The organism is Kribbella sp. NBC_00889 (assembly GCF_045207705.1).
Lineage (GTDB): Bacteria > Actinomycetota > Actinomycetes > Propionibacteriales > Kribbellaceae > Kribbella.
In genome coordinates this window covers 1,501,102-1,525,966 of the sequence record NZ_CP108783.1, presented here as the reverse complement: position 1 = coordinate 1,525,966, position 24,865 = coordinate 1,501,102, and the positions used below count along the sequence as shown (strand labels likewise).

General features: G+C 68.8%; 21 protein-coding genes. 10 read left to right on the top strand and 11 right to left on the bottom strand.

The features are described from left to right. Window positions 1-1,524 carry an ABC transporter substrate-binding protein gene (locus OG817_RS07435; protein ID WP_406052966.1) on the bottom strand — a complete coding sequence of 508 codons (1,524 nt, stop codon included), beginning with the start codon at window positions 1,522-1,524 and terminating at the stop codon, window positions 1-3. Window positions 1,525-1,713: 189 nt separating this feature from the next. Between OG817_RS07435 and OG817_RS07430 the strand changes: the two genes are divergently transcribed. From OG817_RS07430 to OG817_RS07420, 3 genes are all read left to right on the top strand, one after another. Next, a complete protein-coding gene (locus OG817_RS07430) occupies window positions 1,714-2,472 on the top strand; it encodes a FadR/GntR family transcriptional regulator (RefSeq protein WP_406052965.1) in 759 nt (252 codons plus the stop codon). Between the two features lie 99 nt (window positions 2,473-2,571). Continuing rightward, window positions 2,572-4,221 carry an FAD-dependent oxidoreductase gene (locus tag OG817_RS07425; RefSeq protein ID WP_406052964.1) on the top strand — a complete coding sequence of 550 codons (1,650 nt, stop codon included), beginning with the start codon at window positions 2,572-2,574 and terminating at the stop codon, window positions 4,219-4,221. Continuing rightward, complete coding sequence (locus tag OG817_RS07420; protein WP_406052963.1) at window positions 4,221-5,606, top strand: sensor histidine kinase; 1,386 nt, start codon at window positions 4,221-4,223, stop codon at window positions 5,604-5,606. Before OG817_RS07425 ends, OG817_RS07420 begins: the two co-directional genes overlap by 1 nt. Window positions 5,607-5,711: 105 nt before the next feature. Here OG817_RS07420 and OG817_RS07415 read toward each other — a convergent pair whose 3' ends face one another. The 4 genes from OG817_RS07415 to OG817_RS07400 all read right to left on the bottom strand — a co-directional run bounded on the left by OG817_RS07415 (window position 5,712) and on the right by OG817_RS07400 (window position 10,003). After that, window positions 5,712-6,515, bottom strand: a complete 804-nt coding sequence (locus OG817_RS07415; protein ID WP_406052962.1) for a hypothetical protein — start codon at window positions 6,513-6,515, stop codon at window positions 5,712-5,714. Further along, on the bottom strand, window positions 6,431-6,670 hold the full coding sequence (locus OG817_RS07410; protein ID WP_406057399.1) for a type IV toxin-antitoxin system AbiEi family antitoxin domain-containing protein: 240 nt from the start codon (window positions 6,668-6,670) through the stop codon (window positions 6,431-6,433). The genes OG817_RS07415 and OG817_RS07410 overlap by 85 nt, the downstream gene beginning before the upstream one ends. A gap of 136 nt (window positions 6,671-6,806) precedes the next feature. Beyond that, the gene (locus tag OG817_RS07405) at window positions 6,807-7,307 is read right to left on the bottom strand and encodes a hypothetical protein (RefSeq protein WP_406052961.1); all 501 of its coding nucleotides are present in this window, start codon (window positions 7,305-7,307) and stop codon (window positions 6,807-6,809) included. A gap of 125 nt (window positions 7,308-7,432) precedes the next feature. After that, window positions 7,433-10,003 (bottom strand): MXAN_6230/SCO0854 family RING domain-containing protein, encoded by a 2,571-nt coding sequence (locus OG817_RS07400; protein ID WP_406052960.1) that lies wholly within the window; start codon window positions 10,001-10,003, stop codon window positions 7,433-7,435. Between the two features lie 431 nt (window positions 10,004-10,434). On the opposite strand from OG817_RS07400, the gene OG817_RS07395 reads away from it, so the two are divergent. After that, a complete protein-coding gene (locus tag OG817_RS07395; protein WP_406052959.1) occupies window positions 10,435-11,679 on the top strand; it encodes an MFS transporter in 1,245 nt (414 codons plus the stop codon). Between the two features lie 80 nt (window positions 11,680-11,759). Here the strand turns inward: OG817_RS07395 and OG817_RS07390 are convergent, their stop codons facing one another. After that, window positions 11,760-11,957, bottom strand: coding sequence for a DEAD/DEAH box helicase (locus tag OG817_RS07390; RefSeq protein ID WP_406052958.1), 198 nt, complete (start codon window positions 11,955-11,957; stop codon window positions 11,760-11,762). A 146-nt stretch (window positions 11,958-12,103) separates the two neighbouring features. Here OG817_RS07390 and OG817_RS07385 point away from each other — a divergent pair, with 146 nt between their 5' ends. Next, window positions 12,104-13,411, top strand: a complete 1,308-nt coding sequence (locus tag OG817_RS07385; protein WP_406052957.1) for a diguanylate cyclase — start codon at window positions 12,104-12,106, stop codon at window positions 13,409-13,411. On the opposite strand, the gene OG817_RS07380 is transcribed toward OG817_RS07385, so the two are convergent. Next, window positions 13,393-14,376: a zinc-binding dehydrogenase gene (locus OG817_RS07380; RefSeq protein ID WP_406052956.1), complete on the bottom strand. Its 984-nt coding sequence runs from the start codon at window positions 14,374-14,376 to the stop codon at window positions 13,393-13,395. The two genes, OG817_RS07385 and OG817_RS07380, sit on opposite strands and share 19 nt — an antisense overlap. Before the next feature lie 131 nt (window positions 14,377-14,507). On the opposite strand from OG817_RS07380, the gene OG817_RS07375 reads away from it, so the two are divergent. Together OG817_RS07375 and OG817_RS07370 are read left to right on the top strand one after the other, a co-directional pair. Further along, window positions 14,508-17,342 carry a DEAD/DEAH box helicase gene (locus OG817_RS07375; RefSeq protein ID WP_406052955.1) on the top strand — a complete coding sequence of 945 codons (2,835 nt, stop codon included), beginning with the start codon at window positions 14,508-14,510 and terminating at the stop codon, window positions 17,340-17,342. Then, complete coding sequence (locus OG817_RS07370) at window positions 17,335-18,666, top strand: SWIM zinc finger family protein (RefSeq protein WP_406052954.1); 1,332 nt, start codon at window positions 17,335-17,337, stop codon at window positions 18,664-18,666. The genes OG817_RS07375 and OG817_RS07370 overlap by 8 nt, the downstream gene beginning before the upstream one ends. A gap of 189 nt (window positions 18,667-18,855) precedes the next feature. Here OG817_RS07370 and OG817_RS07365 read toward each other — a convergent pair whose 3' ends face one another. The 4 genes from OG817_RS07365 to OG817_RS07350 are packed head-to-tail and all read right to left on the bottom strand — an operon-like array spanning window position 18,856 to window position 21,687. Beyond that, window positions 18,856-19,206 carry an iron chaperone gene (locus tag OG817_RS07365; RefSeq protein ID WP_406052952.1) on the bottom strand — a complete coding sequence of 117 codons (351 nt, stop codon included), beginning with the start codon at window positions 19,204-19,206 and terminating at the stop codon, window positions 18,856-18,858. A gap of 20 nt (window positions 19,207-19,226) precedes the next feature. After that, a complete protein-coding gene (locus OG817_RS07360; RefSeq protein ID WP_406052951.1) occupies window positions 19,227-19,868 on the bottom strand; it encodes a maleylpyruvate isomerase N-terminal domain-containing protein in 642 nt (213 codons plus the stop codon). Next, the gene (locus OG817_RS07355) at window positions 19,865-20,845 is read right to left on the bottom strand and encodes an SGNH/GDSL hydrolase family protein (protein ID WP_406052949.1); all 981 of its coding nucleotides are present in this window, start codon (window positions 20,843-20,845) and stop codon (window positions 19,865-19,867) included. The genes OG817_RS07360 and OG817_RS07355 overlap by 4 nt, the downstream gene beginning before the upstream one ends. Window positions 20,846-20,892: 47 nt before the next feature. After that, on the bottom strand, window positions 20,893-21,687 hold the full coding sequence (locus tag OG817_RS07350; protein WP_406052948.1) for a TrmH family RNA methyltransferase: 795 nt from the start codon (window positions 21,685-21,687) through the stop codon (window positions 20,893-20,895). Between the two features lie 430 nt (window positions 21,688-22,117). Between OG817_RS07350 and OG817_RS07345 the strand changes: the two genes are divergently transcribed. The 3 genes from OG817_RS07345 to OG817_RS07335 are packed head-to-tail and all read left to right on the top strand — an operon-like array spanning window position 22,118 to window position 24,835. After that, the gene (locus tag OG817_RS07345; RefSeq protein ID WP_406052947.1) at window positions 22,118-23,308 is read left to right on the top strand and encodes a hypothetical protein; all 1,191 of its coding nucleotides are present in this window, start codon (window positions 22,118-22,120) and stop codon (window positions 23,306-23,308) included. After that, complete coding sequence (locus tag OG817_RS07340) at window positions 23,305-24,156, top strand: hypothetical protein (RefSeq protein WP_406052945.1); 852 nt, start codon at window positions 23,305-23,307, stop codon at window positions 24,154-24,156. The genes OG817_RS07345 and OG817_RS07340 overlap by 4 nt, the downstream gene beginning before the upstream one ends. Then, complete coding sequence (locus OG817_RS07335; protein WP_406052944.1) at window positions 24,149-24,835, top strand: hypothetical protein; 687 nt, start codon at window positions 24,149-24,151, stop codon at window positions 24,833-24,835. Before OG817_RS07340 ends, OG817_RS07335 begins: the two co-directional genes overlap by 8 nt. Window positions 24,836-24,865: the final 30 nt, after the last annotated feature.

Sequence of the window (24,865 nt, the reverse complement as noted above, 5' to 3'; positions counted from 1 at the left end):
TCACCTCGCCAGCTTCGACAGGTCGAAGTTCTCGGTGATCGCGTTCTGGGGCAGGCCCTTGATGTTCTTGTCCGCGACGATCAGGTTCGGCAGCAGGAACAGCCAGTCGCCGGCGGCCTGCTCGGACAGCCGCCGCGCCGCCTTCTTCATGTTGTCGACCTGCGCGGCCTCGTCACCGGAGTCCGCCGCGGCCAGATACTGCTGCAGCGTCGGGTCGTCGTACCGGGTGTAGTACTCCGGGTTGAACACGGCACCGAGATCCCGCGGCTCGACGTGCGCAATGATCGACATGTCGTAGTCGGCGTTCTTGAAGACCGTGTTCAGCCACGCCGCCGGGAACTCCTGCGGATCGATCCGGACCTTCAGCCCGGCCTGCTCCAGCTGGCTCTTCACCACCTGGCCGCAGGACGTTGCGTACGGCAACGTCGGCAGCCGGAGCAGCAGCGTCTTGCCGGCCGCACCCGATGCCTGCAGCATCGACTTCGCCTTGGCCAGGTCGTACGGCGCGATGCTCGTGAGGTCCTCGTACCACGGGTCGGTCGGCGGGACCATGCTGCCGATCAGCTTGCCGCGACCGGCGAAACACGTGTCCAGCAAGGCCTTGTGGTCGATCGCCATCCGGATCGCCTGCCGGGTCCGGATGTCCTTGAACACAGGTCGCGAGTTGTTGAACGACAGCAGCACCTCGCCGTTCGTGGTGCCCTCGATCACCTGGTACTTGTCGTTGCTGGTGAACTGGCTGAGCGCCTCCGGCGCCTGCACCGTGCCGATCACGTTGATCGTGCCGGTGAGCAACGCGTTGTTCAGCGCGGTCGGATCCTTGAAGTACTTCAGCGTGACCTGGTTGAAGAAGGGCTTGGTCCCCCAGTAACCGTCGTTGCGCTCGAGCACGATCGAGTCGCCGCGGTTCCACTTGGAGAACTTGTAGGGCCCGGTACCGATCGGCTGGGTGGCCAGCGCGCTGACGCCGCTCTCCGAGAACATCGCGCCGATCCGGGTCGTCATCCGGAACAGCCAGTCGTTGCTCGGCTTGCTCAGCGTCACCTGGAGCTGCGTCGGCGACAGCGCCTTCGCCCCGGAGACAACGTCCATCGCTGCCTTCAGCGAGGTGGTCCACGCGGTCTTGACCCGGTTGATGCTGAACACCGCGTCGGACGCGGTGAACGGCTTGTCGTTGGTGAACTTCGCGTTGTCGACCAGGTCGAACGTGTAGGTCTTGCGGTCCGGCGACACCGTCCACGACTTCGCCAGCGAGGGCACGATCTTGCCGGAGTCGTCCTGCTTGACCAGGCTCTCGTACACGTTGCCGAGCAGTACCTGCGGGATCGCGGCGCCGTCAGTGGTGGTGAAGTCGAGGCTGGCCGGCTCAGCAACCAGACCGATCGACAGTGACTGGTCGCCGCCGGGTGAGCTACCGGACGACGTACTGGATCCGGCTGAGCAGGCGCTCACGGCCAGGATCGCCGCAGCGGCGAACGCGACCGCACGGGTAGGCAGCGCCATCTTGATGAAAGGGGACTTCACGCGAACTCCTCCAGTGCCTCGAGCTGTCGCCGCATTCTGACGATCCCGGCCCGCTCGCGCGACCGCGGCCACGCGGTACGGCGGACTTCGCCGTCCAGCTGTGACTGGTCCGACCAGTGGACTAGGTATCAGTGGGCCACTAGGTTTGTCGGAACGCAGGGGTCTGTCAAGGCGATTGGGGTGCACCGGATGACCAAGGGTCCGCAGTTCCAGCCGGTGCAACCGGTGCGCGCCTACCAGCGGATCGTCGAACAGGTCGAGGACGCGCTCGCCCGCGGTGATCTCGCGCCGGGTCACCGCCTGCCGAGTGAGCGCGAACTGGTGGCGCAGTTCGCGGTCAGCCGCTCCACCGTGCGCGAGGCTCTACGGGTCCTGGAGAGCAACGGCGTCGTACGGTCGCGGCCCGGCGATCCGAACGGGCCGGAGATCCTGCCCTTCTCCCAGTCGGCGCTGCGCAAGCAGATGGTCCGGCTCGCCCGCGTCGACGAGTTGACCCTGGCGGAGCTGATCGGATTCCGGATGATCATGGACGGCGCCGCGATCCAGGTCACGTCCCGCCTGCGGACGCCGGAGCAACTCGCCGACATCGAGGAGACGCTGGTGGCGATGCGGGCGGCGATCGATGTCGACTTCGCGGCGTTCAGCGAGGCGGATCTCGCCTTCCACGACGTGATCGCCCAGGTCAGCCGCAACTCGCTGATCCAGACCTGCAACGAGGTCGTCCGTGGCGTCGTACTGAGCCTGATCTCGGACAAGATCACCCACGCCTCGAACAGCCGGGCCCTGATGCTCGAGTCGCTGCAGCATCACGCCGAGGTGGTGGAGGCGATCCGCGCTGGTGACGGCCACGCGGCGGCGCGGATCGCCCGGCAGAACATGTACGACTACTACGCCGGGTATGTGCCCGAACCCGAACGGGAAACGCTGCGCGCCCTGATCGAGGACTGAGGCAACTTTTTCGGCCACGTCAGGGAATCTCGTGGCATCCTGACGGAATCGGTCCACTGGGGGGCACCACGGGATCGGTCCACTGCTGGGGGGCACCGCGTGACCAAACCTGCGATTCTCACCGTCGACGACGACCCGATGGTTTCGGCAGCCATCTCCCGTGACCTGCGCCGGCGGTACGGCGACGACTACCTCGTGGTCAAGGCGACGTCGGGCGACCAGGCGCTCGCCGCGCTGACCAAGCTCGCCTTGCGTAACCAGCCGATCGCGATGATCGCCACCGACCAGCGGATGCCCGGGATGACCGGCATCGAGTTGCTCGAGCGGGCCCGCGAGCAGGCGCCGAGCGCGAAGTACCTGCTCCTCACGGCGTACGCCGACACCGAGGTCGCGATCAGGGCGATCAACGACATCGGCCTGGACTACTACCTGCTGAAGCCGTGGGATCCGCCCGAGGACCAGCTGTTCCCGGTGATCGACGACCTGCTCGGCGACTGGCGCCACGCCAACCGCGAGCACACGTCCGACGTCCGCGTCGTCGGGCATCGCTGGTCGGATCGCGCGCACGACATCAAGACCTTCCTGGCGCGCAACCACGTTCCCTACAGCTGGTACGACGTCGATCGCGATGCCGAGGCTCAACGGCTGCAGGACCTCGCCGACGCGGCGGACGCCGACCTACCTCTCGTGCTCGTCCCCGACGGAGACACGCTTCGTGCACCGTCCGCGGTCGACCTCGCGTCCGCCCTCGGCCTGCGGACCCGGGCCGAGCAGCCGCTGTACGACGTCTGCATCGTCGGAGGTGGACCCGCCGGACTGGCGGCGGCCGTGTACGCGGCGTCCGAAGGGCTGAGCACCGTGATCGTCGAGCGGGAGGCACCCGGCGGTCAGGCCGGCCTGAGCGCGGCGATCGAGAACTACCTCGGATTCCCCCGCGGACTGACCGGATCCGACCTGGCGCAGCGGGCCGTCGCCCAGGCGTCCCGCTTCGGCGCCGAGATGGTGCTGGCCCGATCGGTCATCGGTGTCGAGTCGCGTGGCCCGGTGCACGCCGTACTGCTGGAGGGATCGGGCGAGATCGAGGCCCGCGCGCTGATCGTCGCGACCGGCGTCTCGTACCGGAGCCTGGATGTCGACGGTCTCGCGAACTTCACCGGGCGCGGTGTGTTCTACGGAGCGACGGCGAGCGAGGCCACGCAGTGCCGGGACGAGGAGGTGTACATCGTCGGCGCGGCGAACTCGGCGGGTCAGGCGGCACTGAACCTCGCGCGCTACGCCAAGCGGGTCGTGCTGCTGGTGCGTGGGGAGGCGCTGGAGAGCTCGATGTCGCGGTACCTGATCGACAAGATCGCCAAAGTCACGAACATCGAGATCCGCTGCCGCACGGAGGTGGTGGGCTGCCGGGGCGACGGCCATCTCGAAGGGCTGACGCTGGCGGACCGCACATCCGGCCGGGTCGAGGAGGTGCAGGCGGGCTGGCTGTTCGTGTTCGTCGGCGCCTCGCCGCGGACCGAGTGGCTCGGACAATCGGTGCTCCGCGACGACAAAGGCTTCGTGATGACCGGTCCGGAGCTGATCGGGCAGGATCGCTGGCAACTCCCCCGACCGCCGTACGCGCTGGAGACCAGCGTGCCGGGTGTCTTCGCGGCGGGCGACGTACGGCTCGACTCGATGAAACGGGTCGCGTCGGCCGTCGGCGAGGGCGCGATGTCGGTCTACCTCGTCCACCGCTACCTGGCGACAGTCTGATGAACGTCGACGACCTGCGCGACCTCGCCCTCTTCGCGGGACTGACCGATGCTCAACTCGGCGAGCTGATCGACGGCAGCACCACGGTGCCGATCGAGCCCGGTGCCGACTTGTTCCACGAAGGCGAGCCGGCGGACTTCTGGTGGGTGCTCGTCGACGGTGCGATCGCGTTGCATCGCAAGATCGGTCGCGAGGACACCGTGATGGGCAAGATGGACGTCCCCGGTCGATGGGCCGGTGGATTCCGCGCCTGGGACGACCACGGCGTCTATCTGGCTAGCGGCCGCGGCATCGCCGAAGGGCGGGTACTGCGAGTGCCCACCAACCTCCTGCGGGAGCGGATCGATGTGTGGTTCCCGCTCGGCGGGCACCTGATCAAGGGTGTCTACGGGACCGCCCGGGCGATCGAGTCGACGGCTCGGCAGCGGGATGCGCTGGTCACGCTCGGCACGCTGGCCGCGGGGCTGGCGCACGAGATCAACAATCCGGCCGCGGCGGCCTCGCGCTCGGTCAGTGCTCTCGACACGGCCTGCTCTTCCTTGCTGTCGTCACTGCGCGGTCTCGCGGGGAAGGTGAGCGAGGATCAGTTCGGCCGGCTGGATTCGTTGCGCTTGGAGCTCGGCTCTAGGACCGCGATTCTCGATCCGGTCGACCTGGCCGACAACGAGAACACCATCTCGGACTGGCTGGCCGATCACGATGTCGAACGCGACTGGTTGATCGCCCCGCCGCTGGCTGCGGCGGGGGCCGATGTCGAGTGGTGCGAGCGCGCGGCCGACGTACTGGGTGATGCTCTGGAGCCTGGGTTGGAGTGGGTCGGGAGCACGCTCGCTGCGACCACTCTGCTCGGCGAGGTGAAGGAGTCGACGCGGCGCATCACCGAACTCGTCGCCGCGGTCCGGTCGTACTCCCAGATGGACCGCGGGTCGATCCAGACCATCGACGTGACCGAGGGCATCGAGAGCACGCTGGTCATGCTCGGCCACAAACTCCGCGACGGCACCGACGTGATCCGGGCGTACGGCGATGACGTTCCACGGATCGATGCGTTCGCGGGCGAGCTGAACCAGGTGTGGACCAACCTGATCGACAACGCGGTCGACGCGATGGACGGCACCGGGACACTCCGGATCACGACCCGGACAGACGGCGACCGGATCGTGGTCGAGTTCACCGACACCGGCCCCGGCATGCCGCCCGAGGTCGTCGCGCGCGCGTTCGAGCCCTTCTACACCACCAAGGACGTCGGCAAAGGCACCGGCCTGGGCCTGGACATCGCGCAGCGGATAGTGGCCGAACACCACGGCGGCACCATCACCATCACCTCCCACCCAGGCCAAACCACAGTCCAGGTCCGCCTCCCCCACCAACCCATCCCCCGCTGACCCCCGCCGCCCCCGCGGGACCGCGCGGGCCCGCTGACCCGTCGGCCCGCCGGCCCCGCTGACCTCGCCGGTCGCTGGCGGGTTGTTTGGCCGATGGCGGGACAACTACCGGCCAGCGGTGACATAACCCGCTATCGAGCCCGGCTGCGCTCGCCCAATCGCCCGCCGGATGCGGGCCAGGAGATCGAGCGGGCGGGCGAGGTCCGGCCAGCTGACCCGGACGACCTGGTAGCCGAGGTCCCGGAGGCGGTCTTCTCGGACCTTCTCCGCGATCAGCGTGTCCGGGGTGCCGTCGCCGTACTTGACGGCGCCGTCGAACTCGATGACAACACCGCACTCCGCCAGCAAGAAATCGACCCGTGCCACCAGAGCACCGTGCTCATCGCGAATCTCGGCCTGCAGCGTCGGCACCGGCAAGCCCAGGTCAGCGAGCATGACCCGCAGCCGGGACTCGCCGACCGACTCCGAGCGGCCGTCCGCGAACAGAACCGCGCGAGTCGCCGTCGTATTGCCAGGTCGGCCCTCGAAAAGGCTCAAGGCAGCCGCCAACTCTTCGGCCGTGGCGACGCGGCGTCGCAACGCTTGATCCACAACCGACACCGCAACCGGGTAGCTGGCCGCACGGACGGCCTCCACGACGGCACGGGCACCGTGAGTCAGCAGTACGCCGTCATGTTCGACCGACTCGCCGATCGGCGGACGCGCCGCATGCTGACACACCGTCGAGCCGGAGCGGCCCAGCCCGGAGATCCTGGTGACGTGCACACGTCGTAGATCGAGCTCCGAGACCTGGACGCCGTACAGCAGGAGAGCCGACTGGTGGCTCACGACGGCGCGACCGGCCAAGCGTTGGTAGACGGCCTTCGCGGCGCGTCGGTGCAGCCAAGCCGCCCGGTCCCACGCGGCCATCGACGCGACCTCGGAACCGGCTGCGCATACGCACCCCGGGTGAGCCTGACCCAGCGACCGGACGTCACCCGCCGGTGAATGTCCGCATCCGTGTACCCGGCGGCGCACGCGTCTGCTCGCGTGAACCAGTCCCCACGGCCGGCGGCGATGAGCATGAGTTCGGTGTTCATGCCCGAGAACATGCCGCGTTCCCGGGCGCTCGGACCGGCGAATTCCGCAGCTGGGGATAGCGGGTTGTTTCACCGCTGGGCGGTTACATCGCGGCAGCGGTGGAACAAGCCGTCATTCGGCTCAGGTGTCGTGTTCGAGGATTCGGACTCGGGGGACCTTGAGGGTTTTGCGGGCTCTGGTGGTCCAGTCGGAGCAGAGGAAGCGGGCGGCGGTCTCCGGCCAGGCGACCACGACGACCTCGCGGCTGTTGGTGGTCTTCACCAGTGTTTTGAGGGCCAGCAGGACCTCGCCGTGGGTGATCGAGACGTTCACCGGATATCCGCTGGCGCCGCGCAAGTGACGCGAACTGTGTTCGATCACCGAGCCGAGGTCGAACAGCGGGTCCGCGAGCGTCGTCGTCGTACTGGCTGCCCGGGCTGCCGCCGGACCGGACACGCCGGTCACGTCGTCGAATGTCGACCCGAGCAGCGCCAGCGGGCCGCCGAAACCGCTCTCCGGCTGGCTCGTGACGAGCAGGTGGTAGTCGACGGACTCCTCATACCTTGCGTGCAGGGCGGCAACGCGGCGCGCGTCGCCCTCGCTCATCTCCCGCTCGATGAGCACCACCACGTCGTACGTCATGCGTGGCTCCCTTCGCCTTCTCTTCCGTTGTACTCCCGTACCCCTGCATGCCAAAGAACCGGGTACGGCAACGTCACAGAATTGTCAGAACCGTCACAGGGTTCTCTCAGGAAGCAGTGGCCCGATCAGGTCGGGAGCGGCGCGTGCGCCCGCGTGTCGGGGGCCAGCGCGCTCAGGAGCTGCGGAGCGTCGATCAGGGTGTGAGCGGCGGAATCGAGCAGGTGCGGGTGCAATGCGTAGACCTGTGCGCCGTGGCGAGGCGTGATGTCGCCGGTCAGGACCGCGGCGAAGTCGGACCGGCTCGCGGCGTCCTCATCCCATGGCCGGTCGGGCTCAAGACGAGCCGTCAGGCGGCGCGCGAATCCGGCCGGATCCTCGGCGGGATCACGCACATACCCGACGACCGAGCCATCGGCACACCGTACGACGACCTCGTCGGAGCGGGCCGCGGCATGCCAGCAGCACACCTCCCACAGGCTCACCCGGTCGCCCGAGCCGTGCACGTCCTCCAGCGTCGCCGCCATCAGTGCGATGTGACCGCCGTACCGCGCGATGTTGTGCCCGTAGCCGGCCGCGCCGAGGTTCACGTCGTACCAGCGCAGCTCCTTGGTGTGCAGGTCGACGCCGAACGGCAGCAGGATCTTCGCCGGTCCGGCGAGATCGAAGCGTTCCTCGACCGCGGCCGGGTCGAACAGGCCGGCCGGTTGCCGTATCACCCCGACGAACCCGCGCTCGAGCTCGTCGAACGGTACGTCGTTGTAGCTGAACACCACCGGCAGCACATACCGCCCGCCGACCCGCCGCACCGCGCGCAGGTCGAGGTCCACGAACTCCGTCGAACCATCGGGCGCCGGCGCGGAGGTGAGGTCGCCAGAGTGCACCAACGCGTCCTGGTCGAACCGCAGGCGCGTGTAGTCGCACAGCCCGACGAAGGCCCATTCCTGGTCGAACACCGCCACCGACAGATCGAGATCCACCCGCCGGCCAACTGGCTCGACCCAGTGCAGGAACAGCCGCAGCAACTCGTCCGGCGGGATCGGCACCGCGCTCCCCCGGGTCATCCGCCGCAACGTCGACGACGCATTCCGCTCCGAACCAGGGGCCGCCAGCCGCGCCAGCTCCTCGTCCAGGAACACCCGTCGCAGCCGCGGCAGAGCCGTTGCCCGGCGCAACATTTCACCCACGAGTACGTCGGTCAACGCGGAAGCCGTGTCGGCGGGCAGCGGCTCGCGCTCGTCCACCGACGTCCAGATCCGCGCCGTCCCGCCGCGGGGGAAGAAGAGCCGCAGATCGCCAGGCGGCGTGCGGACCTGCCCGATCGCGGCCGTGATCACCACCGGCGACACGTCCGAGACGGCCGTCGCCAGCGCGTCCACCAACGCGCCGTGCTGATCAGGCGGCAACGCTCGCGCCAGCTGGACCAGGCGCCGCACCAACTCGCCCGGCCGCTGACGCAGCAGGTCGAGCACATGGCCTGGTCGCCCGTCCGCGAACGCACCCTCGACCCGAGAGGCGAACGTGCTGGTCGCGAGCCGCTTGCCCTCGAGCCGCACGAACGGATGCTGCGAAGCCTCGCCCAGCACCGCCCGCCCCGCCGCCGTACCAAGATCCAGATCAGTACGCCGCAGGATCGCGAACGCCAGCGCCGCCACCGGGTGACGGGTCGCGAATTCGAACGGATGCAAGTTCTCCGCCATCCGCTTCCAGGCGCGCTCGTGCCGCAGCATGTCCTCGACCAGGTGCTCGGCCGGCAACCGGTCGAGCCGCGCGAGCACCAGCCGTCGCGTTGCCCGAGGCAACGACTGCCGCCGGACCGGCGGCGTCCGCAACCCCGGATCGGCATCCATCAGCGCGTGCAACACCCGCAGTACGTCGGTCGCGGTGCCGGCCCGATCGATCAGGTCAGGATGGTCGGCGAGGAAGTGCGCAATGACCAGCGCCCGGGTCTCGCGGACCGGGATGTCGTCCGGCAGCCAGGACGGGTCCGCACCGGACAACAGCACCTGCAGGTCCGCGCGATCCGCGGCGGACAGCGGGGAGCGTCGTACCAGCAGGTCGTCGACCGTCGTCCGCACAGCGTCGGACTGCGCGAGCGACAGGAGACGCAGGCGATCCGAGCGCACGTGGGCCGGCTGCACCTCGTGGAAGGACGGCTTGAGGAACGGGTCGAGCGGATCGATCCGGCGCAGGCACAGCGGACAGGCGCTCAGCTCGGAGCCGTCCCAGCAGGTCCGGCAGACCAGGTGGGCGCAGGGCGAGACGGCGTGCACCGACTTCGTGTCTCCGCACAACACACACGGCTGCTCCGGCTCCTGCAGCAACCGCGCGAAGACGCGGTTCACATAGAAGGTCTCGGTGTTGCCCGGCACGCTCTCGGGGAAGCCGCGGAACAGCGGCACATGCTGGGCGTTGTGACCGGACTCCGCATCGAGTAGGTCCAGCAGTTTGCCGCCGAACCCCGCAAGCGCAGGGGCTGACAGCGACGCGCAGTACCGGTACAGACCGACGGACAGGAGGAAGCCGCGCTGGACCAGGTCGGCCTGCAACGCGGACAACCCGGCCTGGATGGTGAGCGGCCGGCGCAGCCACTGCCACGCGGAGCGGCGTACCGGAGGGGTCAGTGCCGTGGTGTCGACGAGCCGACGGCGGCGGAGCAGGACAGCTGCCTGGTTCTCCTCCGAGGCGTGCTCCGGCATCGTGGCCTCCCCGCTGGCTGGGCGTCTGGTCTGTCATGGCGTAGCGGACGACAAGGCCAGGGGCGGAGAGCGGACGCGCTACATGGCCTGGTGAAGGAGAAGGAAGCACGTCCTGGAGCCGCCCCTGGCAACAAGAACGCTACCGGTCGCCACCGACAGTTTCCGCCGGCCTGAATCACGGCGAGTCGGGGACCTGAGAAGGTCCGCACAAAGAAGAGCTCCGGTACCAGGGTCGGGGCCGCCCCGCCCAGACCCCGGTACCGGAGGTCTCCAGAGTAGAACGTTCACCCAAACGCTGCGCCACCGGGATCACAATCTGGCACTGATGCGCCGTGATCAAACCATTGACCCAGGCCGCACAGGGTGCAGGGAAACCCTTTCAGTTACAGGCGGCAGGTGTTACGCAACGGATTGTGGTTAGGGTCGTAGGTATGGCGGGTGGGGTGATCGAACGTGCGCGCTGGCGCGATGTGTTCGGACATGCGGAGTTCAGGGCCCTGTTCCTGGCCGGCGTACTGTCCGTCGCAGGCGACCAGCTGGCCCGCGTTGCCTTGTCGGTGCTGGTTTTCGACCGCACCGAGTCCGCCGGGCTGACCGCACTCACCTACGCGCTGACCTACATACCCGACCTGCTGTTCGGTCCGTTGCTGGCCGGATTCGCCGATCGGTACCCCCGCCGTACTGTGATGATCGTCACCGACCTGGCCCGGGCGGTCCTGGTTGCGGCGATGGCGGTGAAGGCGTTGCCGTTGCTGGTTGTGATCCTGCTCCTGCTCGGACTGCAGGCGTTCGGGTCGCCGTTCAACGCGGCACGAGCCGCCACGCTCCCCGCCGTACTGCCGGGCGACCACTACGTGCTGGGCAAGGCCGCCAACGACATGGTCGTCCAGTTCAGCCAGGTGCTCGGCTTCGGCACCGGCGGTGTGATCGTCGTAGCCGTCGGAACGTCCGGTGGGCTGCTGCTCGACTCCGCCACCTTCTTACTGTCCGCAGTACTCATTGCTGTCGGCGTACGACGTCGTCCGGCGCCGCCGCGTGCGGCAGACGAGTCACACAGCAGCTACTTCAAAGACCTGGCCGCCGGCGTCTCACTCGTCACACGCACGCCGAAGCTCCGCGCACTGGTCATCCTGGCGACGATCGCGGGCTTCTACGTGACGGTGGAGGGCCTGGCAGTCCCCTATGCGAACGAGATCGGCGGTGGGCCGAAGGCAGCCGGTCTGCTGCTGGCTGCCAGCCCGGCCGGGGCCGTGGCAGGCATGTGGCTCATCACTCTGTGGGAGCCGGAGAAACGTATGCGGCTCCTCGGACCGCTGGCCGTGCTGGCCTGTGTGCCGCTGATCGCGTGCTTCATGGCGCCCGGTCTGCTACCCACTGTCGTGTTGTGGGCGGTGTCGGGCATGGCGTCGGCCTATCACCTGCCGACCAGCGCGGCGTTCGTCCAGGCGGTGCCGGACGCCCAGCGTGGTCAGGCCTTCGGCGTCGCGAGCACCGCCCTGAAGAGCAGTCAGGGCCTTGGAATCCTGCTCGCGGGGCTGGTCGCGGACCAGTCCTCACCGTCGGTCGCGCTGGGCGTCATGGGCACCGCGGGAGCCGTCGGAGCCGCGGTGGCGGGCGCCGCCTGGGCACGCGCCCGCCGTTCCCGCTCCGGCGTCGTGGAGATGGGTACCGGATGAGCCGCCGGAGAATCAGGGGAAATATCTCCGGACCAGCATCGTAAAATATCGGTTAAGAAATTTCGGTCAGGTCGCAGGAATCACCACTCGTTGCCGGTGGTGAACCATTCGTTGCCGGATCCGCCCGGCCGGTGCAGCCACTCGTTGCCACCCTGCGTGAACCACTCGTTCCCGCCGTGCAGCCACTCGTTCCCCGCGTGGAACCACTCGTTGCCGCCCCCGGTGAACCACTCGTTGCCGCCGTGCAGCCACTCGTTCCCGGTGCTGATCTTCGACATGGTGCTGTCCTTCCTTCGCCATCCGTCAGATGGAATAACTGCGGGTCGGGGATGACCTCGCGTGAACAGGCAGTTACTATTCAGGAATAACCGTTCAGGTCTATCCGTGTGAGGCCACCATGATTCTGATCGGTCGGAGCAGGTGGGTGCCACCCCGTCGATGGAAGCTCTGGTCGTTGCCGCGCCCGGCACTGAGCTATGTGCTCGGCGTCGAGGCCGTCGCAGTCGTCATCACCGCCTTGGCTGTGGCCTCGACGGTCTCCGGCGCCCGCACCGGCGTCAGGCCGACCGAGTGGGTCGCCTTCGCCGTACTGGCGGCCGCCTCGGTGCTTCACCTGGAGTCTGCCCGCGGAATCGAGCGCCGACGCGAGATGGCGGCGAACACTTCGCCGTACACCAACCTGAAGAGTCTGTGGGTGTTCGCCGGCCTGTTGCTGCTTCCGCTGAGCCTGGTCGTCGCCCTCGTCGTGGTGTCGTACGGGTACTCGTGGATCCGTGTCTACGGACGGACGATCGCGCACCGCAAGGTGTTCTCGGCCAGCACGTTCGTCCTCGCCAGTGGAGCCGCGGCCGCAGTGCTCCGCGCCGGAGGTCTGCTGAACGAGCCGCGGGTGCCGACCGGGCCGTGGACCCTGCTGGTCGTGGTGGCCGCTGCGTCCACGTGGTGGCTGGTGAACTTCGCGCTGGTGATCGGTGCGATCCTGCTGTCCTCCCCCGAAGCCACCGCCCGTGGCGCACTGGGAGACCTCGCGGATCAGCTCGTCGTGGTGGCCGGGCTCGGCCTCGGTGTGGCGGTTGCCGGACTGCAGGCGTCGTACCCATGGGTGGTGCCGATCCTGATGGTGACGGTGCTCGCGCTGCACCGCGATCTGCTGCTGCCGCAGTTCCAGCGCGCTGCTGGGACGGACGTGAAGACTGGTCTGGCGACTCCGGCGTACTGGGCCAATGCAGTGCCGACGGAGCTGGCTCGGGCGGAGACCATGCGCAGCACGGTCGGTCTGCTGATGCTGGACCTGGACCGGTTCAAGGAGATCAACGACACCTACGGCCACCCGGCCGGGGACCAGGCGCTGCGTGCGGTCGGTGAGAGCGTGCGCGCGGAGGTCCGGGTCGGCGACTTGGTCGCACGGGTCGGCGGAGACGAGCTGGCTGTGCTGCTGCCGGGAGCCACCGAGACTGAGGTGCTCGAGGTGGCCGAGCGGATCCGGGACCGGCTCAGCACGCTGAGCGTGTCAGTGGACACCAGCACGGATACCACCGCAGTGATCTCCGGAGTGCCGGCGTCGTTCGGCGCAGCGGTGTATCCGGAGGTCGCCGCCACGATGGACCAGTTGGTACTCGCGGCGGACAACGCACTCCTCACCGCGAAGCGGGGCGGACGCAACCGGATCGTCGCGGCCCGCCCGAACCCGCCTGCGGTGACCGACCACACCGATCAGCCGGTCGGCGACTGAGCCACTCGGATCAGGGCCTTGCCCAGGAGCGTGCGCTGCTCCAGGGCAGTGTGGGCGTCGGCCACGTGATCGAGGTCGTAGGTCTGGTCGATGACGGGCACCAGGTCTCCGGCGACGGCTCGCTCGAGCACGGCTGCACCGCTGACCGTCGTAGTGGTCGAGTCGGCGCGCAGATCGACGATCCCCTTCACCGTGATGCCCCGGCGCTCCGCCTCGGCCGCGTCGTACGCCGCGAAGCCGCCGCTCGGAGCGCCATGCGCGGAGAACCAGCCGCCGTCCTTGACGATCGTGAACGCGGTCGCGCCGAGCTCACCGCCGGCGCCTTCGAAGACGATGTCCGCGCCGTTGGTTGCATCGAGGACCAGCTTGTCCCAGCCGGGCCTGGAGTAGTCGACCACAACGTCGGCGCCCTGCGCCTTGCTCAGGTCGAGCTTCGCCTGACCGCGGGCAGCTGCGATGACATGTGCGCCGGCCTTGTGCGCTAGCTGGGTCAGCAGCAGACCCATGCCGCCTGCGGACGCGGTGACCAGCACCTCCTTGCCCTGCATCGGTGGCGCGAGCTCCTCCAGCATCAGGGCCGTGAAGCCGTCGCCGAAGACGCCGACCGCGGTCTCCAGGTTGAGTCCGGCGGGCGCCTTGACCAAACCGTCCGCGGCTGCGACCGCAAGCTCGGCGTGGGCGCCGAAGCCGACGGCCCGGCCGACCACGGTCTGACCGATCCAGTCGTCCGCCACGCCCGGTCCGACCGCGCGCACCCGGCCACCGAGCGAACCACCCGGGACGTACGGCGGTGTCACGTCGAAGAACTGGCTGTGCTGGCCACGCCGGATAGCGGTCTCGACGAAGATGACGTCGGCCACCTCGACCTCGACCAGCACCTGGCCGGCCGCCGGCACCGGATCCGGCCACTCCTGGGTCCTGATCACCTCGGGCCTGCCGAACTCGGTCACCACTGCTGCACGCATGCTCACTCCTTCGCTCTGATTTACCTCCGAGCCTGCAACCTCAACGTTGGTTCAGGTCAACTCCGAGGGTTGTCCACAGGTCGTCGGCGACGGGCGGGAAGTTGTCGGTGGTTCGGCGTACTGTGCAGGGCATGTTCGACGCCGTCTTCGTCCCTGCCGACCCGCCGCGCGCGGGTCGGCTGGCGTTGTACGGCGATCTCTCGGCGACGGGCGAGACGGCCGACGGGACCGTGGATCTCGTGCTGCCCAAGGGATCCCAGGTGCGGCGTACCACCGTGCCGGCCCGTCTGCTGAGCATCGGCGAGGTGCTCGAGTGGATCGGCCGACCGCTCGAGGGCTCGGTCAGCTGGCAGGCGTGGCGGGCCGCAGCGTTCGCGGGGATGGGGTTGATCGCACGCGGTCGACTCGTCCCGGATCGAAGTCCGAGTGGGTACGGCGCTTGGCGGGTGGCGCCGCTGGATCCGTTGGACCGGGGGTGGTTGCGGAACCTTACTGCGGCGATGCCGCCGTACGGGCACGCGTTGCCGATCGAAGGGACGCGGCCGGTGCGGCTGGTCGACCCGGAGCCGCTGGTGCGGTCGTTCTGGGACGCTCTGGCCGACACTCTGGTGCGGACAGCGGCCGCGCCTGTCGCCGTACGTCCTGGCGCGGCGGCGTTTGCTGGGGTTGATCCGGTGGAGGTGACCGGAGCGACTGCATGGTTGGAAGAGACCGCGCTGAGCGAGGAGGCTGGGGCGCGCCTGGTGCTGCGGATCGAGCCGCCTTCGGAGTCGGCCGACGAGTTCCGCGCTGTGCTGCAACTGCGCAGTGGTGTGGATCCGAGTCTGCTGATGGACGTGTCGGATGTGTGGAGTGCGCCGGCGGCCGTGCTGGCCGCTCTCGGGGAGCGTGCGGAGACCGATCTGTTGTTGGCATTGCGGCGCGGTGCTCGGGTCTGGCCGCCCTTGGGTGCAGCGTTGCGGGACGCGGCGCCGGCGGAGGTCGGGGTCGATGACGAGGCGTTGGAGGAGTTGACCGAGGGCAGCACGGCGCTGGAGGGCGCCGGGATCGAAGTGCTCTGGCCGACCGAGCTGTTCGCTGGCGAGCTGGCTGTGCGCGGGACTGTCGCGACGCCGACGCCCGGAGCGGTGACCGGGCCCGACTTCAGCCTGACCGATCTGGTCGCGTTCCGTTGGCGACCGACGCTCGACGGGCAGGAGTTGACCGAGCAGGAGGTGGCGGCGCTCGCGGAGGCCAAGCGGCCGATGATCCGGATGCGTGGGCGATGGGTCCGGGTCGATCACGACCTGGTCCAGAAGCTGCGGCGTGGTGCGAGTCGCAAACTCACCGGAGCCGAAGCGCTCGGCGCTGCGCTGACCGGGACGATCGAGGTGGACGGTGAGCTCGTCGCGTTCGACGCGAACGGGTCGCTGGCCTCGATGATCGCGCGGCTGCGGGCAGCCGAGGAGCCTGCGCCGTTCGAGGAGCCGGCTGGGTTGCAGGCGACGTTGCGCGACTACCAGCGGCGCGGTGTCGCGTGGATGGCGCACCTCGCCGATCTCGGTCTGGGTGGCTGTCTCGCCGACGACATGGGTTTGGGCAAGACGATCCAGGTGATCGCGTTGCACCTCCGGCTCCTCGGTCGTGGTCGCGGGCCGACGTTGGTGGTCTGTCCGTCGACGCTGCTCGGGACCTGGGAGCGGGAGTTCGCCCGGTTCGCGCCGGACGTCACGACCCGGCGGTACCACGGCACCGGGCGGAGCCTCAGCGACCTCGCACCGGACGAGGTGGTGCTCACGACGTACGGCGTGGTTCGGCAGGACCACCGCGTGCTCGGTGAGGTGTTCTGGGGATTGGCGGTCGCGGACGAGGCGCAGCATGCGAAGAACCCGCTGTCGCGGACCGCGCGATCACTCAGGACGTTGCCGTCGGCAACCAGGATCGCGTTGACCGGGACGCCGGTGGAGAACCGGTTGTCGGAGCTGTGGTCGATCCTGGACTGGGCCGCGCCGGGGTTGCTCGGCACGCTCGACCGGTTCCGCCACGACGTCGCCGTACCGGTGGAGCGGTATCACGACGAGGAGGCGACCGCGCGGCTCGCTCGGGTGACGCGGCCGTTCCTGCTGCGGCGGCGCAAGAGCGATCCCGGGATCGCGCCGGAGTTGCCGCAGAAGTCCGAGCACGACGTCGTCGTACCGCTCACGACGGAGCAGGCCACGCTGTACCAGGCCGTTGCGAAGGAGACGCTCGCCAAGATCGAGTCGGCGGAAGGGATCGCGCGGCGCGGTCTGGTGCTCAGCCTGCTGACGCAGTTGAAGCAGGTCTGCAACCACCCGGCCCAGTTCCTGCACGAGCCGGGACCGCTGGAGCGCCGTTCGGGCAAGCTCGCGGCACTGGACGAACTGCTCGACGTGATCCTGGCCGAAGGCGAGTCCGTGCTGATCTTCAGCCAGTACGTCGAGATGTGCCGGCTGATCGAGGCCCATCTGGCCGCGCGACGGGTCCGGACGCTGTTCCTGCACGGTGGGATCGGGGTGCGGAAGCGGGAGCAGATGGTCGAGCAGTTCCAGGCCGGCGAGGCTCAGGTGTTCCTGCTGTCACTGAAGGCCGGTGGGGTCGGGCTGACACTGACCCAGGCGACGCATGTCGTCCACTACGACCGCTGGTGGAACCCGGCGGTCGAGGATCAGGCGACGGACCGGGCCTATCGCATCGGTCAGGATCGGCCGGTTCAGGTGCATCGGCTCGTCACTGAGAACACGTTGGAGGATCGGATTTCGACGGTGATCGCAGCCAAACGCAATCTGGCGGATGCGGTGGTCGGTTCGGGTGAAGCGTGGTTGAGTGAGCTGTCGGATGCGGAGCTGAGCGAGCTGGTCGAGCTGTCGACCGGGCCGGTGAAGTCGGGGTCAGCCAGTGCCTACAACCCTTCTGCTGTTGGGAAATCAGCTCCTGGAGCCGGCCCCCTGGAGTTGGCCCATGAATGAGCGTGTGCCTTGGCAGGGATGGCGGCGGTCAGGTGAGGACGCAGGGTTGCCGGCCGCCAAGGGTCCGGGGAGCCGGCGTCCGTTCGGCGCGACGTGGTGGGGACGGGCGTGGTTGGAGGCGTTGGAGCATCGCGCTCGGTTGGATCCGGGCCGGCTCTCACGTGGGCGGTCCTATGCGCGGCGCGGGAGTGTGCTCGAGCTGACGGTGTCGCCGGGTTCGGTCGATGCGGTCGTGCAGGGCAGCCGGGCCACGCCGTACCAGGTGACGGTGCGGATCCGCGCGTTCTCCTCGGCCGAGTGGGACGCCGTACTCAAGGTGGTGTCGTCGCAGATCGGCCGCGTGGCGGCGCTGCTCGACGGCGAGTTGCCGCCCGAGGTCGTCGATGATGTGCGTGCCGCTGGGCTGGACCTGTTGCCTGGTGCGGGTGAGGTGCTGACCAACTGCAGTTGCCCGGACTTCGCCGTACCGTGCAAACACTCCGCCGCCGTCTGCTACCTGGTCACGGACGCGCTGGATGACGATCCGTTCGCCTTGCTGCTTCTGCGCGGCCGCCGCAAAGACGAACTGCTCAACATCCTCCGCTCCCGACGCACCGGCCCGTCCCCCACCACCCCGCCCCGCACTCCCCCACCCCCAGGCATCCCAGCCATAGCCGCCTTCGCCAAAACCTTCGCGGCCCGCGTCCCGAGCCGCGCCACCACTGACGCCTCCGGCCGTGCCGCCGCAGACCACGCCACCTCCGCCACGGCTGGCGCTACTGCTAACGGTGGAGTGCCTGTGCCGGTTCCGCCGCGGCCGATGGGGTCGCCCGGATCGCCGGCGGCGGTGCGGGCCTTGGATCCACCGCGTTCGTCGGGCGTCGACGTACGCGATCTGATCGCCCTCGCCACAGACGCGGCACGCCGAGCCTGGGAGGTCGCATCCGGCGACGGCGACGCGGGGCTAGGCCTCACCTCCGACCAGGACCTGGCCCGCCGCGCCTCCCACCTCCTCGGCACTCCGGAGCTGGCCGATCTGGCCCACCGAGCCGGCGTACCAGCGCGTCAACTCACCAGCTGGGCCGTCGCCTGGCGCGAAGGTGGCCCCGGCGGCCTCTCCGCGACCGTCGACACCCCAACCAGCATCGACGAAGCCGCCCTGGCCGAGGCAGCCCAGGCCCTCCCCGGCGCCACCATCGAAGCCAACCGCGTCACCGCCGGCAAAACCCAACTTCGCCTCGGCTTCGACGCCCTCTGGTACCGCTTCGACCAACACTTCAACGACTGGACCCTCACCCGCCCACCCTCCCCCGACCCCCAAGACCTCCTCACGCCCTTGGCGTGATCGGCAGGCTGCTCCCATCCAGCCCGAGGGCGGCCGTGCCCCACCGGGCTGCGGCGCACCGGGCTGCGGCGCAACTTCCGCTCTTCGGAAACTTCTGGTCACCTGCCGGCCATTTGTTTCCGCAGATGCCCGCACCGCCAGTCAGCCGACCCTCGGGGATCCACCAGCCAATCCCCGCAGCCAACCCACCTAGGTCAGCGCGGTGACGAAGGCTTGGGTCAGGGTGGTGATCAGGTTGTAGGGGATGGGGTGTTCGAGGGGGAACTTGAGGGTGCCTTTGCCGGAGCGGTAGGGCTCGATCGCGGCGGAGAGGGCGTCGTCGAGGGGTGGGATCGGGTAGAGGGCGATGTGTTCTTTCCATCCGCTGAAGTAGAGGAGGGACTTGCCGTCGAGGGTGATGGTCGGGATCTGGTAGCTGATCTTCTCGCCCGCGTCGGGGACGACGGCGTGGATCGTACGGCGTACCTCCTGCAGGATCTCCTGGACATCGGCCGGGAACGACGCGATGTACTCGTCCACGCTCGTGAACTTCTCCGCCATACCGCCATGGTGCCCGAAGGTCAGGACGGGCGCAGCGGCGTGAACGGCATCGGGACGGGCGTCGGGTTCGGGTCCCAGGTCTCCGCAAGCGGTGTTGGCCGCCATTTCCAGGACGCGGGCGGCGGGGTGGCCGGGATCTGCGCGCGACCGGTCAGCCAGCGGAGGTTGAGCCAGGGATCAGCCGTCGCGCGCGGCTCGCGCGGGAACATCCGGGTCAGGACCCGCTCGCAGAGGTCAGGCGGCGGGGTGAGCGAGCAGCCGAGTCCGGTGGTGAGGTCGTGGCCGTGTACGAGCGCCTCCACGCACGCCATGCCGGTGAAGCCCTCAGGATCGCCGATGCCCCACGGATGAAACGCACGCACGTCGGGTGGGCTCGCGCGAACCACCAAGGCGAGGATGCTCCCCGCCGCCTCGACGAAGTCGAGTACGCCGGCAGGCGGGGCGAGTTCCTGCGCCCGCGCGGACCAGCGAACGTACTGCGTCCGCGCACCGACCGCGAGCTGCGACGCCCAGTGCAGCTGTGCCTGCCCGAGATGCTCGGCGGTCGCGCGGCAGGTCCACTCGATCGACCCGGCCGGCACGTTCCAGTCCGCATCCACAGCGGAGCGCAAGGCTTGGACGAGGCTGTCGACCGCTGACTCGAGGTCGTCCGCGGTGATCATCCGCGACGGCGGAGGGTTGTGTGGGTTTCGAGGGCGGGGATGAGGTGGGCGGCGATCTTGGCATGGCCGGCCACCGAGGGGTGGACAAGGTCGGTGCAGTCGTCCTCGGTGATCCAGCCCGTCGAGTCGATGCAGACGACGTTCGGGTCGTCGAGCGACTTGACCGCCGCGGCGATCGTGTCGGCGTGCTTACCGTTGAACGGGGTCAGCGACACGATCGTGGTCTCCGGGTACGCCGATCGCACCCGCGCCACGTAGGCGGCGTACGGCTCCGGCTCCAGCGTCTCGTCGTTGACGCCGAGGTTGAGTACGACGACATCCGGCGCGGTGACCCGTTCAGCGGGTGAGCCGGCGAAGTTCCACCCGAACGACTCCGGCCCCGGCGGCACCTCGCCGTTGCCCGGCTTGATGATCCCCTGGCTGCCGAACCCGACCTGGTGGGCCGTCGCGCCGAACGCGCGGGCGGTCAGATACGCGTACGTCGTCGTACCGTCGGCACCCTCCGACTCGGAATGCGTACCCAGCGACCGCACTCCCTGCGTGATCGAGTCGCCGTAGAACTCGATCCGCGGACCGCCCGGCCGCCCGCTGAGCCGCACTCTAGAGTTCACGTCTAGCAACAGACCCGCGAACACCACTGCGCACTCGAACGGCGGGTTCCACCGGTTGACGTGCTCGTTGACGTCCTTGACTACGACCTCGACCTGATGCCTGCCCGTCGGCGCGGTCAACTCGATCACCGGGTTCTCGATCAGGTGGAGCACCGGCGCACCGTCGTCGATCGTGATCCACAGGTGCGGCGCGACGGTCAGCCCGGCCGTGTCGAACAGCAACTGCACACTCTCGCCCGCGAACGAGAACGAGATCCGCGAGCCGGAGTTGACGGTGATCGCCACCCCGGGCTGCTGACCCCACTGGCCTTCCAGGACGATGCGCGGATCTGACGGGGCGACGACCTCGCCTGGTTCGAACGGCACGTCTCACACTCCTCGTGGTGGGTGGCGGTGCAATTCTGCCTGGCCGATCACCAGCCGTCCTTGCGAGCCCGCGCTTCGAACAGCAGAATGCCAGCGGACAGCGCGACGTTCAGCGAATCCGCCTGGCCGAGCATCGGGATGGACACGCCGCCGAAACCCTGCGCGTGCCATTCCTTCGACAACCCGTTGCCTTCCGAGCCGACAACGAACGCGGTCGGCCCGTCGTAGTCGACGCCGCGGTAGCTCCCGCCGGCGGCTGGGTCGGCGAGATGGACGCGGAAGTTGTGGCCGCGCAGCCACGCCGCCGCGCTCGCGATGTCGTCGAACTCCAGCACCGGCGTCGACAGGATCGTCCCGCGGCTGGCCGAGTACACGGACGGGTGGCTTGGCCGTGCCCGCCTGCTGGTGAGGATGAGGCAGTCGGCCTTGGCAGCGTCGACGGTGCGGATCAAGGTGCCGAGGTTGCCGGCGTACTCGACTCCGTCCGCGACCAGGACGAGCGAGGACGTGGTGAAGCGGAACGACTGCGGCTTCCACACCGGCAGCCGGGCGATCGAGATCAGGCCGTCGGAGCGGGTCTTGCGGGACAGCCGGGCGAGCAGCTTCTCCGAGATCCGGTACACCTGACCGGCGCGCTCGGCGATCCGGCGTGCGGCGTACGTCGTACTGGCCCCAGGGCACCAGTAGAAGGTGTCGATCGTGGTGTCGGTGGCAAGCAGGCGGTCGTGTTCCCAGCCGCCTTCGACCATGATCCGGCCGGGTGAGGCGTCCTTGCGGACGGTGAGCAGGTCGCGAACGCTAGGGTGTTGCGCGCCGATCGGGCGCGCGTGCGGCACAGTCATGTGCGTAACTCCGGTACGGAGAGAACGAGAAAGCTCGCCGGGGACCCTGTGATGGGTTCCGCACCGGCGTGGCGAACGCCCTAAGGCGCCGTGGTATGGACGCGGTCTACCTGGACCGCGTCAACCAATGATGCTTTGGATTCTCTCCACGCCAGGATGGTAGGCAGCGGCCTCCACACCCGTCATCCGGTTTTCACACACCAGTCGTCCACAGGCTCCGGATGCGCCCCACCCAACCGCCGTCTTGTCTTTGTCCACACGCTCGGGGCGAACCCGGTTTGGACTGTCGGCGCGCTCCACCAACCGCTGTTCTTGCCTTTATCCACAGGTCCGACGCGGCCCGGTTTTGGACTGTCGGTGTGGGTGGTTAGAGTCCTTTCTCTGGTTGCCGGTCGCTCGCGGGGGCGGCGCCACACGGGAGGAGCAGGCGATGGACGCGACGTTGCTGGACGCGGAGGCCGAGGCGGCCGTACTGCGCGTCTACCGTCAGGTGTTCGCGGTGCTCGCCCGCGAGGCCGGCGCGATGATCGTGGACCCCGACCTGCTGGACGTCGACCAAGCAATCCTGGACGCGTTCGCCGAGGCCGGCAGCGACGGCCTGACAGTCGAGCAGGCGACCCTCGCCTGCCGGACCTATCCACATGACGTGATCGTCCGTCGCTTCGAGGTCCTACGGCAGTACGGCGCGATCACCAAACTCGTCGACCGTCCGAACGAACTGCGTCACCGAGCCGCATTCGCGCCGTACGTGATGCTGATGTTCCTGCGCCGGATGTCGGTGCAGGGCGGTCAGGGTGAGCTGCACCAGTTGCTCACCCTCGAGGCGCACAGCGTCAGCGATCCCAGCGCGACCGAGGACGAAGGCATGGCCTCGATCGAGCGGCTGACGAAGGTGTTCCGGCTGCTCGGCAACGAGCTCGCGATCCTGGTCTCGACCAGCACGACCGCGCAGCTCCGGGAGAACGCACAGCTCGCGTGGGGAAATGAGCGCCTGATCGAACAGGCCGAGAAGGTGCACAGGATCGTGCTGGACCGCTGGCCCAGCCTGCATCGCGCGTGTACGTCGCTGCGGATGGCGCTGGCGGCGTACGCCGACGCCGTACAACTAGCGGCCGGCCGGCTGGTAGAGAGAGCGGGTACGACGCGCGCACTCGGGCTGCTGCCGATCGAGACCTGGCTGACGTTCACGCGAAGCAGTGAGCCGGAGGTGCTCGCGAGCGTGGTGGACGGGCTCCTGTTCGATGCGGCCGCGCCGGACTTCTCGCCGCAGACGATGGTCGAGGCCGTCGAGACAGGGCGGCGGAGCGGGACAGCGCGCATGGCGCCACCGCGACCGACCGCGGACGCCGACGCGCCTGAGTCTGCGGCCGCGACGGATCGGGAGGAGCTCCGAGCCGAGGCCGAGCGCGTGCTGGCCGGGAGGTCGTCAGTCGACGTCGTCGAGGTCGTGGACGATGCCGGCGACTGGATCACGGCGCGGCGCGTGCTGGCTGAGCTGACGGCCGCGCACCTCCACGACGAGCTCGACTACGAGCTGGTGTGGTCCGACGGCATGCGAATCGATCCGGCTGCTGGGACGCCGTGGGCGACCGAGGGCGTGTTCCGGCGGGTGACGCGGTGAGTACTCCGTCCGAGGCCGTCGAACGGCGGCTGTACAACGCATTGTGGTGGGCAAAGGTGCAGTCCGCTGGGCCGCTCGAGGTGTCGCCCGATACGCCCGCGGTTGCAGGCCTGACTCGGGCTGCCTCTCCGGATGGCTCGAGCGTGTGGCTGGTGCCGACAATGCCTTCCGGCGCTGGTCATGCCGTGCTGGATGAGTTGGGCACTCCCCCGGTCGCCGTGGAACAGCCGAACGAAACCGCGCGGGTGCTCGCGATCTGCGTCGCCTGCTGCTGGACCGACCGCAGCGGACCGGCCTGGCCAGGCTCGACCGGGACGCTTGCCCAGATCAGGTCCGTGTACGCCGGGATGCGGGGCCGCGCCGAGCAATCGAGTGATCTCACCCTGATCATCGGAAGCCTCCGGCGTCTGCACGCCACGCACTGGCTGCTGTGGAACGAGAAGGCCGGAGAGGTCCGCCTCGGTCCACGCGTCATCACCTGGACCCCGACCGATCAATCCACCCTCCGCGACCTCTGCCGTCACCTACCCGACCCACCGCCTCCCGTCCTCGCCACCTCACCGCCGGTCGACCCGACTCGGGAGGACCCGCTTCCGGACGCAGCCGCGACGGCCGTTGCACCCCCGGCCACGGACGCCTCCTCCCAGGCGACCGACGCTGCATCGCCGGCGACCGGTGGTGCATCCCCGGCCGCGGAGGGTGCGTTCCCGGCGACCGACGCTGCATCCCCGGCGACGGATACCGACCCGGCACTTACACCCACCCATCCCGCTGCTACGGACACCGACCTGCCCGCTGCGGACAGCGACCTGGCGAACACCTCCCGGGTGGAGGTGTCGGATGACTGAGCAGCATGTGTTGTTCGACGCTCTGCTGCAGGATCTGAGCGACCGGTCCCGCGACGAGGTGCTGGCTGCTTTCAGCGCCGTGCAGTACGCCGCGCATCCGGTGGCCGAGGTGCAGTTGGCCGGCCTCAGGGACGTGACGCTTCGTCGACATGTCCAGAAGATGCTGAAGCTCATCGGGCGCACTCTGGTCCATGTCGACGGCACGCACTGGACCTCCGGATACGCCGACGACATCGCCGCGACGCTGACGAGGCAGGGCTGGCAGCCCTTGTCTGTGGTGGACCGTGCCGTGCTGGTGCTCGTGCTGATCCACTCCGTCGCGATCCCCCGCAGCGAAGGCATCCTGACCGGCGACAGCTGGAAGTCGGCCCGGCCGACCACAGTCGACGAACTGCGGACCACGAGAATCAGCGGCGAGGAACGACGGCTCGCACTGCAACGCCTACGCGCGGCCGGCTTGATCCAGCTGTCCGGCGATCACTCGGGCGGGCCGAGCTACATCCCCGGTCCACAGCTCCAACGGCTCACACCGGCCGCGCGGCGCCGACTGCAAGATCAGCTGATCCTCGCCGCGGCGCCGGCCAGCCCGATCGCCGAAGCCATCCGAGCCCGCAACGGCACAGCGATCGCCGACCCTGACATTCAGCAAGACAGCAGTGTGGAAGAAGGAGCGGCGTGAACGAGCGTAGCGAGTTCACCATCGAGCACA